Raw genomic sequence first — 11,784 nt, forward strand, 5'->3', positions numbered from 1 at the left:
CCACGTTCGATGTAGATCGGGTCCAGCTTGCCGCGCTGGCGGATGCTGTGGCACAGCTGGCGGCTGTCGGCACCGGGGATCGGCTCTTCGCCGGCCGGGTAGACTTCCATCAGCAGCAGCACGTTGGCATCACCCAGTACCTGGACGAAATCGTCGTACAGGTCGCGGGTACGGCTGTAGCGGTGCGGCTGGTAGACGATCACCAGACGGCGGCTTGGCCAGCCACCGCGCACGGCCTTGATTACCGCAGCCACTTCGGTCGGGTGGTGGCCGTAGTCGTCGACCAGCATCACGCTGCCGCCTTCGACCGGCAGTTCGCCGTATACCTGGAAGCGGCGGCCGACGCCCTGGAAGCCGGACAGGCCCTGGACGATGGCTTCATCGCTGATGCCTTCGTCAGTGGCGATGGCGATGGTGGCCAAGGCGTTGAGCACGTTGTGGTTGCCGGGCATGTTCACCGATACCTCGAGCGGCTCGCGGTCGCGGCGCAGCACGGTGAAGTGGGTCTGCATGCCCTTCTGGCGCACGTTGATGGCGCGGATGTCGGCCTCTTCGCTGAAGCCGTAGGTGACGGTCGGGCGCTTGACCTGCGGCAGGATCTCGCGCACCACCGGGTCGTCCAGGCACATCACGGCCAGGCCGTAGAACGGCAGGTTGTGCAGGAACTCGACGAAGGTCTTCTTCAGCTTGTTGAAGTCGCCTTCGTAGGTCGCCATGTGGTCGGCATCGATGTTTGTGACCACGGCAACCATCGGCTGCAGGTGCAGGAAGCTGGCATCGCTTTCGTCAGCTTCGGCAATCAGGTAACGGCTGGTGCCCAACTGCGCGTTGGTGCCGGCAGCGGTCAGGCGACCACCGATGACAAAGGTCGGGTCCAGGCCACCGGCAGCGAACACCGAGGCCAGCAGGCTGGTAGTGGTGGTCTTGCCGTGGGTACCGGCAACCGCCACGCCATGGCGATAGCGCATCAGCTCGGCAAGCATCTCGGCACGTGGCACCACAGGGATGCGACGCTCCAGGGCAGTGGCGACTTCCGGGTTGGCCGGGTTGATCGCACTGGACACCACCAGCACATCGGCGTTGGCAGCGTTCTCGGCACGGTGGCCGACGAAGATTTCAGCGCCGAACGACTCCAGGCGCTCGGTGACCGGCGACGCCTTGAGGTCGGAACCAGACACTTGGTAGCCCAGGTTCAGCAGCACTTCAGCGATACCGCACATGCCCACGCCGCCGATACCGACGAAGTGGATGCGGTTGATACGGCCCATCTTCGGCTGGGGCATGGCTTTCTGGCTTTCAACCATGGGCCACCTCCAGGCAGATATCGACCACGGTGCTGGTTGCAGCAGGCTTGGCCAGGCGCCGTGCGGTGCCAGCCATGGTGTTGAGTTTCTCGGGTTGCATCAGCACCTCGTTCAGGCGTTCAGCGAGTTGCGCTGCGCCAGTTGTCGCTTGTGGCATGAGGAAGGCTGCGCCTTCCCGGGCCAGATATTGGGCATTGTGGGTCTGGTGGTCGTCGATCGCGTGGGGCAAGGGCACCAGCATCGAAGGCAGGCCCGCCGCCGCGAGTTCGCTGACGGTCAGGGCACCGGCCCGGCAGACCACGATATCGGCCCAGCCATAGGCATGGGCCATGTCCTTGATGAACGGCTCGACCTGGGCTTCGACACCCGCCTCGCGGTAACGCTCGGCAGTGGCTGGCGCATGGTGCTTGCCGGCCTGGTGGAACACCTCTGGGCGCAGGTTCGCCGGCACTTCGGACAGGGCCTTAGGCAACAATTTGTTCAATGGTTCCGCGCCCAGGCTGCCACCCATCACCAGCAGGCGTGCGCGGCGCTCGGCCAGGGGGGCCCGCAGGGCATCCATGAACAGCTCCGGGCGCACCGGGTTGCCGGTGGTACGCAGCTTGTCGCTGGCGTCGAAGGTCGCCGGGAAGGCTTCGCAGACACGCGCCGCCAGTGGCAGCAGCAGGCGGTTGGTGGTGCCGGCGCGAGCGTTCTGCTCGTGGATCACCAGCGGCACCCCACACAGCCGTGCGGCAACGCCGCCCGGGCCGGTCACGTAGCCACCGAAGCCGACCACGCAAACGGGCTTGAGCTCGCGCACGATACGGCGCGCCTGGAGCACCGCCTTGACCAGGGTGAACGGCGCCTTGAGCAACGAGAGCTTGCCCTTGCCACGCAGGCCGCTGACCTGGATCAGGTGCAGTGGCAGGCCAGCTTGCGGCACCAGCTCGTTCTCGATGCCGCGCGGTGTGCCCAGCCAGTGCACGGTATAGCCGCGCGCCTGGAATTCCCGGGCGCAGGCCAGGGCCGGGAACACGTGGCCCCCAGTGCCGCCAGCCATGATCAGTACATTCTTGCCGTCAGCGGCCATGATTGGTCTCCTCGGCAAAATCACTTTCTTTGAATTCGTGCTCCTCGCTGCCCAGGTGCGTGCGACTTTCCCACTCGATGCGCAACAGCAAGCCCACGCAGGCACAGCAGATAACCAGCGATGAGCCGCCGTAACTGAGGAACGGCAGGGTCAGGCCCTTGGTCGGCAGCAGGCCGACGTTCACGCCGATATTGATCAGGAACTGGCCGATCCACAGGAACGCCAGGCCGAACGCCATATAGGCGGCGAAGAACTGCTTGGCCTTCTCTGCCCACAGGCCGATGTACAGCGCGCGAATGGTGACGAAGACGAACAGCGCGATGGTCACCAGCGAGCCGACCACGCCAAGCTCTTCGGCCAGTACCGAGAACACGAAGTCAGTATGTGCTTCAGGCAGGTAGAACTGCTTCTGCACGCTGTTGCCCAGGCCAACACCCAGCCACTCGCCGCGGCCGAAGGCGATCAGTGCCTGGGTCAGCTGGTAGCCGGAACCGAACTGGTCGGACCAGGGGTCGGTAAAGGTGATCAGACGCGCCATCCGGTAAGGCTGTGCCTGCACAAGGATGAACACTGCAGCCACCGCCAGCACCACCATCAGGCTGAAGCGGAACAGCCCCACCCCGCCGAGGAACAGCATCGCGGCGGCAGCCCCCATCATCACCACGGTGGCACCGAAGTCCGGCTCCATCAGCAGCAGGGCGGCCATCGGCAGCAGCACGATGAACGGCTTGAAGAAGCCCATCCAGGTTTCGCGTACCTCGGTCTGGCGCCGTACCAGGTAACCGGCCAGGTAGATGACCACGAAGACCTTGGCGATCTCCGACGGCTGGACGTTGAAGAAGCTGAAGCCGATCCAGCGCATCGAGCCGTTCACTTCGCGGCCGATACCTGGCACCAGCACCAGCACCAGCAGGCCAAAGGCACCGATCAGCATCATGAAGCCCATGCGCTGCCAGGTGGCAATCGGCACCATCATGGTCGCGCCACAGGCCACCAGGCCGAGGAACACGTACACCAGATGGCGGAACATGTGATAGAGCGGGTTGCCGGACTGCACCGCAGCCACTTCCGAGGAGGCCGAGGTGATCATCACCAGGCCCAGGCCCAGCAGCGCCAGGCAACCGGCCAGCATGGCGAAGTCGAGGTCGATGCCACGGCCGCTGATCAGCGGCGACGGGTACGGCTTGAGGATGCCGAAGATCATGCCAGCCCTCCCGCCGCCTGGGCGAACAGGCGCCCGCGTTCTTCAAAGTTCTTGAACATGTCGAGGCTGGCGCAGGCCGGCGACAGCAGCACGGCATCGCCCGCCTCGGCCAGTTCGGCGCTTTGCTGCACGGCGTCGTCCAGGGTCTTGACCCGCACCAGCGGTACGTCATCGCCCAAGGCCTCGGCCAAGCGCTCAGCATCACGGCCGAGCAACACCACGGCGCGGCAGAAGCGTTTGACCGGCTCGCGCAGTGCGGCGAAATCGGCGCCCTTGCCGTCGCCACCGGCGATCAGCACCAGCTTGCCTTCGATGTCCGCGCCCAGGCCTTCGATCGCCGCCAGCGCAGCACCGACGTTGGTGGCCTTGGAATCGTCGTACCAGTTGACCGCATTGCGCTCACGGATCCACTGGCAGCGGTGGGCCAGGCCCTTGAACTCACGCAGCGCTTCGAGCATTGGAGCGAACGGCAGGCCGGCGGCATGGCCGAGGGCCAAGGCCGCCAGGGCGTTGCTCTGGTTGTGGGCGCCGCGAACCTTCAGCTCACGCACCGGCATCAGTGTCTCGAATTCGTATGCCAGGTACTTCTCGCCATCCACTTCACGCAGGCCGAAAGCCTTGAAGTCCGGCTGATTGAGGCCGAATGTGAAGCATGGGCGGCCTTCTACCGGCAGCGGCCGGCTCAGGGCATCCTGGCGATTGACCACGACCTGACGGGCACCACGGAAGATCCGGTGCTTGGCCAAGTGGTAGGCCGGCAGGCCGCTGTAGCGGTCCATGTGGTCTTCGCTGATGTTCAGCACGGTGGCGACTTCGGCGTTGAGCTGGTCGGTGGTTTCCAGCTGGAAGCTCGACAGTTCCAGCACATACAGCTCGACGTCGTCGCTCAGCAGGTCCAGCGCCGGGGTGCCCAGGTTGCCGCCCACGGCCACACGTTTGCCGGCCTTGGCGGCCATTTCGCCAACCAGGGTGGTGACGGTGCTTTTCGCGTTGGAGCCGCTGATCGCCACGATCGGTGCCTTGGCATGGCGGGCGAACAGCTCGATGTCGCCAGACAGCTGCACACCACGCGCCGCCGCCTGCTGCAGGGCCGGGGTAGCAAGGGCCAGCCCCGGGCTCACGTACAGCTCGTTGGCGCGGCACAGGAAGTCCACGTCCAGTTCACCACAGCGCACTTCCACCTGCGGGTAATCACGGCGCAGGGTTTCCAGTTCCGGCGGTTGCTCACGGGTGTCGGCGACCGCAAAGGCAATGCCCCGGTTCGCCAGGAAGCGAACCAGGGACATGCCGCTCTTGCCGAGGCCGACAACGATGCGGAATTGGTCGGAAGCGATCAATGACACGCTTTTCTACCTCAGTTTCAGGGTTGCCAGGCCGATCAGCACCAGAATCACGGTGATGATCCAGAAACGGACGATCACGCGCGGCTCAGGCCAGCCCTTGAGTTCAAAGTGGTGGTGAATCGGCGCCATGCGGAACACGCGCTTGCCGGTGAGCTTGAACGAGGCGACCTGGATCACCACCGACAGGGTTTCCATCACGAAGATGCCGCCCATGATGAACAGCACGATTTCCTGGCGCACGATCACGGCGATGGTACCCAGGGCGGCGCCCAGCGCCAGTGCGCCGACGTCGCCCATGAATACCTGGGCCGGATAGGTGTTGAACCACAGGAAGCCCAGGCCGGCACCGATCAACGCGCCGCAGAACACAATCAGCTCGCCCGAGCCCGGCACGTAAGGGATCAGCAGGTATTCGGCGAACTTCACGTTACCCGACAGGTAGCAGAAGATGCCCAGCGCACCGCCAACCATCACGGTTGGCATGATTGCCAGGCCATCGAGGCCGTCAGTCAGGTTGACCGCGTTGCTGGAGCCAACGATGACGAAATAGGTGAGGACGACGAAGCCGATACCCAGCGGAATGGTGACGTCCTTGAGGAACGGCACGATCAGGGTGGTTTCAACGCTGGTTGGTGCGGTCATGTACAGGAACACTGCCGCGCCAAGGCCGAACACCGACTGCCAGAAGTACTTCCAGCGGCTCGGCAAGCCTCGCGAGTTCTTTTCGATCACCTTGCGGTAGTCGTCGACCCAGCCAATGGCACCGAACAACAGGGTGACGATGAGCACAGTCCAGACGTAGCGGTTGGACAGGTCGGCCCACAGCAACGTGCTGACGCCGATGGCAGACAGGATCAGTGCGCCCCCCATGGTCGGGGTACCGGACTTGGACAGGTGCGATTGCGGGCCGTCGTTACGAACAGCCTGACCAATCTGGCGAATCTGCAGGGTACGGATCATCCACGGCCCCAGCCACAGCGCCAGCGACAACGCGGTCAGTACACCAAGAATCCCGCGCAGGGACAGGTACTGGAAGACCGCGAAGCCCTTGTGGAACTGTTGCAGATACTCAGCCAACAGCAGCAGCATTAATGTTTCTCCCCGCTGGCACCGCACAATGCAGCCACGACGTTTTCCATCGCAGCGCTGCGCGAGCCCTTGATCAAGATAGTGGTGTCGCTGGCGGTTTCGGCGCGAACGGCGTCGATCAGCTCAGCTTGAGTAGCGAAATGACGGCCATTGGCGCCGAACGCCTTGACCGCATGACTCATGTTGGAACCCGTTGCATACACGGCGTCAACCTTGCCGCGTGCGTAATCACCCACCTGCCGATGGCCTTCTTCCGCCCACTGGCCCAGTTCGCCGATATCTCCAAGCACCAGAACGGTGCGCCCGGAAAAGCCGGCGAGTATATCAATGGCCGCACACATGGAGGTGGGATTTGCGTTGTAGCTGTCGTCGATTACTCGTACGCCGTTCGGCGCGATTTGCGCCACGGTGCGGCCCTTGACCGGTTGCACGGCGTTGAGGCCGGCGGCAATGCCACTCAGGCTCAGACCAACGGCATGGGCGGCGGCAGCGGCAGCCAAGGCGTTGCTGACGTTGTGAGTACCCAGCAGATTCAGTTGCACAGGCACACTGCCATCAGGGCCGTGCAGCGTGAACGACGGGCAACCACGGGCATCACGACCGATGTCGCTGGCATGGAAGTCAGCCTGCGGGTTGGCCAGGGCGAAGCTGAAGATGCGGTGGTTGCCAGCGCGCTTGCGCCAGATCTCGAACGCCTTGTCAGCCAGGTTGAGGATGGCGGTGCCGCCCTCGCCCAGGCCTTCGAGGATTTCGCCCTTGGCTTCGACGATCTTCTCAGGGCCACCGAACTCGCCAACGTGGGCAGTACCGGCGTTATTGATGATCACCACCTGCGGCTGGGTCAGCCCGACGGTGTAGCGGATCTCGCCGATGCGCGAAGCGCCCAGCTCGATCACCGCGGCGCTGTGCTCCGGGGCGATTTCCAGCAAGGTCAGTGGTGCACCGAGGTCGTTGTTCAGGTTGCCACGCGTGGCGTGAACCAGGCCACGCGTGCGCAGGATGCTGGCGAGCATTTCCTTGACCGTGGTCTTGCCACTGGAACCGGTGATGGCGACTACCGGCTTGTCGAACGCGGCGCGGTTCAGCGCACCGAGCTGGCCCAGTGCGACACGGCAGTCGGCGACCAGCAGCTGCGGCAGATCGACATCGGCGATTTCACGCTCGACCAGCGCAGCGACAGCACCTTTGGCTTGCACGTCGGCCAGGTAGTCATGGCCATCGAAGCGCGGCCCGGTCAGGGCTACGAACAGTTGACCGGCTGAGACGCTGCGGCTGTCGATGCTGACACCGGTGAAGCTGGCGTCGGCGCTGACCAGGCGCGCATTCAAAGCGCCTGCCAACTGACTGAGGGTCATGGGCTTAAGCATGTGGAGCCTCCCAGGCTGCAAGTGCCTTGTCGGCTTCGATCAGGTCGGAGAAAGCATGGCGCTCGCCATTGATCTCCTGGTAGTCCTCGTGCCCCTTGCCGGCCAGGACGATCACGTCATTGGCAGCGGCAGTGGCGATAAGGCGAGCAATAGCCTCACCGCGGCCAGCGACGAACTCGACGTCGGCAGGCTGGGCGAAACCAGGGCGAATATCGGCGAAGATGCTTTGCGGGTCTTCGGTACGCGGGTTGTCGTCGGTGACCAGCACGCGGTCGGCCAGGCGCTCGGCCACTTCGGCCATCAGCGGGCGCTTGCCGCGATCACGGTCGCCACCACAGCCGAACAGGCACAGCAGTTGGCCATGGGCGTGTGGGCGCAAGGCTTCGAGGACTTTTTCCAGCGCGTCGGGGGTATGGGCGTAATCGACCACCACCAGCGGTTTGTCGCCGCCGCCCAGGCGCTGCATGCGACCAACCGGGCCCTGCAGCTGAGGTGTAACCTTGAGAATTTCGTCCAGCGAGTAGTCCAGCGCCAGCAGCGTGGCCACCGCCGCGAGCATGTTGCTCAGGTTGAAGCGACCCAGCAGTTGGCTGCGCAGGGTACGTTCGCCCTGGGCGGTGACAAGAATGGCACGTACACCATCATCATCGAAATCCGCTTCGCGGCAGAACAGCGAAGCGTCCGGGTTTTCCAGGCTGTAACTGAGCAGCCGGGTCTCGATATGATCGACACTCGGGCGGCGGGCAAAGTCTTCGGCCAGGCGACGACCGAAGCCATCATCCAGGTTGACCACCTGGCAACGCAGGCTCGGCCAGGCGAACAGCTTGGCCTTGGCGGCCTCGTAGGCCTCCATGCTGCCGTGGTAGTCGAGGTGGTCGCGGGAGAGATTGGTCATCACCGCGATATCGAATTCCAGCGCAGCGACCCGCCCTTGCTCCAGGGCATGCGAGGAAACCTCCATGGCCACGGCCTTGGCGCCGGCCTTCTTGAGGTCGTACAGGGTCGACTGCACGGCGATCGGGTCGGGCGTGGTCAAGCGGCCGCTCTGCAGCTCACCGAAGAAACCGGTACCCAATGTGCCGATCAGGCCGCAACGCTGGCCAAGCGCATCGAGCGCCTGAGCCACCAACTGGGTGACGCTGGTCTTGCCGTTGGTGCCGGTCACACCGACCAGGTTCAACTGACGGCTCGGCTCGCCATAGAAGCTGCCAGCGATGCGGGAAAGCTGCGAAACCAGGCCTTTGACCGGAATCAGCGGCACATCGGTGATCGGCAGCACACTGGCGCCCTGCTCTTCATAGGCCACCGCGGCGGCACCACGGGCCAGGGCGTCGGCGATATGGTCACGGCCATCGACCTTGGCACCCGGCACGGCCAGGAACAGGTCGCCCGGACGCACGGCGCGGCTGTCCAGGGTCAGTTCACGGATCAGCGGATCGCGGCTGGCGTGGGCGAAAAGCTTGCTCAATGGCATTGTCATCATCCACGCCCTCCCTTGGCGGGTGCTGCACTGGCCTGCTGCGGATCGCTAGGCGGCGGCAGGTTGTCTGGCGGCACGTTCATCAGGCGCAGAGTGCCCGACATGACCTTGCTGAATACGGGGGCCGACACCAGGCCGCCGAAGTAGCCACCCTTGCCCGGCTCGTCGATGACCACGACGATGGCGTAGCGCGGGTCGCTCATTGGGCCGAAGCCGGCGAACAGCGAGCGGTAGGCATTTTCGGTGTAACCCTTGGAGCCGACGGTCGCCTTACGGGCGGTACCGGACTTGCCAGCCACGTGATAGAACGGCACCTGGGCACGGAACACACCGCGTGGCGCTTCAATCACCTGCTGCAGCATGCCCTGGATGGTTTCTGCAGTTTCCTTGGGGATGGCCTGCACTGCTTCTGGCGCCTTGTCGACCTTGAGGATCGACAACGGCACCATCTTGCCGTCGTTGGCCAGCGCCGCGTAGGCGTGCACCAGCTGCAGGGCGGTCACAGACACACCGTAGCCGTAGGACAGGGTCGCGGTTTCAGCCTTGCGCCACTCGCGGTGGTTGGGCAGGTTGCCGACACGTTCGCCCGGGAAGCCGAGACCGGTGTACTGGCCCAGGCCGACCTGGGACATCACTCGGTAGATGGCTTCACCGCCGATATCGAAAGCAATCTTGCTCATACCGACGTTGGAGGAGTTGATCAGGATGCCGGTCAAGTCGAGGATCGGGCCCTCGCTCTTGGACACGTCCTTGATGGTGTAGCGACCGATCTGCAGGCTGCCTGGATACACCTCGACCTTGTCGGTCGGTTTCCAGCGGCCGCTCTGCAGCGCCGCACTCATCGAGATCGGCTTCACCGTCGAACCCGGCTCGAACACGTCGATGATGGCCCGGTTACGCATAGCGGCCGGGAACATGCTGCGACGGTTGTTAGGGTTGTAGGTCGGCTGGTTGACCATGGCCAGGACCTCACCGGTCTTGACGTCCATGATCACCAGGCTGCCAGCCTTGGCGTCCTGCTCGGCAATCGCGTTGCGCAGTTCGCGGGTGGCCAGGTATTGCAGGCGCAGGTCGATCGACAACGCCAAGGTCTTGCCGGCCTTGGCGTTCTTGGTGACCTGGATGTCCTTGATCAACCGGCCGCGCCGGTCCTTGATCACTTGCCGTTTGCCGGGCACACCGGCCAGCCATTCATCGTAGGCCAGCTCCACGCCCTCACGGCCGTGGTCGTCGAGGTCGGTGAAGCCGACCATGTGCGCGGTCACGTCACCGGCCGGATAGAAGCGGCGGAATTCTTCCAGGCCATACACGCCCGGCACCTTCAGGTCGAGCACGTGCTGGCCCTGCTCCGGGGTCAGGCCGCGGACCAGGTAGATGAATTCCTTGTTGGCCTGCTGGGTCAGGCGCTCGGTCAGTTGCTGGGCGTTCTGCCCGAGAGCAGCGGCCAGCTGTGGCCAGCGGTCCTTGGCCGCCTGCATTTCCTTGGGGTTGGCCCACAAGGTGGTGACCGGGGTACTGACGGCCAGCGGCTCGCCGTTACGGTCGGTGATCAGACCACGGTGCGCAGGGATGGGGATGTGACGCAGGCTGCGGGCATCGCCCTGGCCCTTGAGGAAGTCGCGGTCGACGACCTGCAGGTCGATGATGCGCCAGCAGATCGCGCCGACCATCAGTGCCAGCAAACCGATCACTACCCGGAAGCGCCAGGGGTAGAGTGCGCCTTCGAGCTTCATCATGGCGCCACCATCCGCACTTCGTCAGCCGCCGGCACGCGCATTTTCAGCTGCTCGGAGGCCAGGGTCTCGATACGGCTGGAGGCTGTCCAGGTACTTTGTTCGAGAATCAGCCGGCCCCACTCGGCCTGAGCTTTGTCCCGCTCGTTGAGCTCGCCGTACAAGGTGTTGAGCAACTGGCGATTCCAGTGGGCGCTGTACGACACGGCGATCGCCGAAACGAGCACGCCGACAAACAGCAGAAGCATCAGGAAGCTTCCGCCTGGCAGAGGTTTGGCAAATAGCCGGCTCACCGAAGCTTCTCCGCCACCCGCATCACGGCGCTGCGCGACCGCGGGTTGGCCTTGAGTTCGGCTTCGGAGGCAAACTGGGCCTTGCCGATCAGCTTGATCTTCGGCTCGAAGACCTTGTGCTGTACCGGCAGGTTGCGTGGCAGGTTGTCGGCCTCGCCCTTGACCAGCTTGCGCATGAACAGCTTGACGATGCGGTCTTCCAGCGAGTGGAAGCTGATGACCGCCAGGCGGCCGCCCACTTCCAGTGCGTCGAGCGCGGCTTCAAGGCCGGCCTCGAGGTCACCCAGTTCGTTGTTGACGTGAATGCGCAACCCCTGGAAGGCGCGGGTCGCCGGGTTCTTGCCCTTCTCCCAGGCGGGGTTGGCAACCTTGAGCACTTCAGCCAGATCGGCGGTGCGGGTGAATGGCTGCTTCTCGCGGCGCTCGACCACGGCACGCGCCATACGCCCGGCAAAGCGCTCTTCGCCGTACTCCTTGAAGACGCGGGCAATTTCCTCGACCGGTGCGGTGGCGATGAACTCGGCAGCGCTGATGCCCTGATCCGGGTTCATGCGCATGTCCAGCGGGCCATCGTTGAGGAAGCTGAAGCCACGCTCTGGGTCATCCAGCTGCGGCGAGGACACGCCCAGGTCCAGCAGGATGCCACTGATTTTACCGTCCAGACCGCGCTCGGCCACTTCCGCGCCCAGCTCGGCAAAGCTGCGCTGCACAATGACAAAGCGGCCGTCTTCGGCCGCCAGCGCTTGCCCGGTGGCAATCGCTTGAGGATCTTTGTCGAAGCCCAGCAGCCGCCCTTGCGGCCCGAGCTTGCTGAGAATCAGGCGGCTATGGCCGCCACGCCCGAAGGTGCCGTCCAGATAGCAACCGTCGGCGCGCAGGGCCAATGCCTCGACAGCTTC

10 protein-coding genes are annotated in these 11,784 nt (G+C 64.3%); all 10 read right to left on the reverse strand.

What is annotated here, in order from left to right:
- On the reverse strand, positions 1-1,304 hold a 1,304-nt coding region (gene murC / locus B3E94_RS03715), incomplete at its 3' end, for a UDP-N-acetylmuramate--L-alanine ligase (RefSeq protein WP_286912365.1).
- A complete protein-coding gene (gene murG, locus B3E94_RS03720; RefSeq protein WP_079226640.1) occupies positions 1,297-2,376 on the reverse strand; it encodes an undecaprenyldiphospho-muramoylpentapeptide beta-N-acetylglucosaminyltransferase in 1,080 nt (359 codons plus the stop codon). The genes murG and murC, both read right to left, overlap by 8 nt.
- A complete protein-coding gene (gene ftsW, locus B3E94_RS03725; RefSeq protein WP_079226639.1) occupies positions 2,366-3,580 on the reverse strand; it encodes a putative lipid II flippase FtsW in 1,215 nt (404 codons plus the stop codon). The genes murG and ftsW overlap by 11 nt, the downstream gene beginning before the upstream one ends.
- Positions 3,577-4,923, reverse strand: a complete 1,347-nt coding sequence (murD, locus tag B3E94_RS03730; protein WP_079226638.1) for a UDP-N-acetylmuramoyl-L-alanine--D-glutamate ligase — start codon at positions 4,921-4,923, stop codon at positions 3,577-3,579. Before murD ends, ftsW begins: the two co-directional genes overlap by 4 nt.
- A 6-nt stretch (positions 4,924-4,929) precedes the next feature.
- Positions 4,930-6,012: a phospho-N-acetylmuramoyl-pentapeptide-transferase gene (gene mraY, locus B3E94_RS03735; protein ID WP_079226637.1), complete on the reverse strand. Its 1,083-nt coding sequence runs from the start codon at positions 6,010-6,012 to the stop codon at positions 4,930-4,932.
- Positions 6,012-7,379: a UDP-N-acetylmuramoyl-tripeptide--D-alanyl-D-alanine ligase gene (locus B3E94_RS03740; protein WP_286912367.1), complete on the reverse strand. Its 1,368-nt coding sequence runs from the start codon at positions 7,377-7,379 to the stop codon at positions 6,012-6,014. The genes mraY and B3E94_RS03740 overlap by 1 nt, the downstream gene beginning before the upstream one ends.
- On the reverse strand, positions 7,372-8,862 hold the full coding sequence (locus B3E94_RS03745) for a UDP-N-acetylmuramoyl-L-alanyl-D-glutamate--2,6-diaminopimelate ligase (RefSeq protein WP_414708131.1): 1,491 nt from the start codon (positions 8,860-8,862) through the stop codon (positions 7,372-7,374). The genes B3E94_RS03740 and B3E94_RS03745 overlap by 8 nt, the downstream gene beginning before the upstream one ends.
- Positions 8,859-10,592: a peptidoglycan D,D-transpeptidase FtsI family protein gene (locus tag B3E94_RS03750; RefSeq protein ID WP_192858710.1), complete on the reverse strand. Its 1,734-nt coding sequence runs from the start codon at positions 10,590-10,592 to the stop codon at positions 8,859-8,861. The genes B3E94_RS03745 and B3E94_RS03750 overlap by 4 nt, the downstream gene beginning before the upstream one ends.
- Positions 10,592-10,885, reverse strand: a complete 294-nt coding sequence (ftsL, locus tag B3E94_RS03755; RefSeq protein ID WP_027918002.1) for a cell division protein FtsL — start codon at positions 10,883-10,885, stop codon at positions 10,592-10,594. The genes B3E94_RS03750 and ftsL overlap by 1 nt, the downstream gene beginning before the upstream one ends.
- Positions 10,882-11,784 (reverse strand): 16S rRNA (cytosine(1402)-N(4))-methyltransferase RsmH (gene rsmH / locus B3E94_RS03760; RefSeq protein WP_286912370.1); only part of this gene is annotated, 903 nt, incomplete at its 5' end. The genes ftsL and rsmH, both read right to left, overlap by 4 nt.

The organism is Pseudomonas sp. UBA6315, from assembly GCF_002438125.1.
GTDB lineage: Bacteria > Pseudomonadota > Gammaproteobacteria > Pseudomonadales > Pseudomonadaceae > Aquipseudomonas > Aquipseudomonas faucium.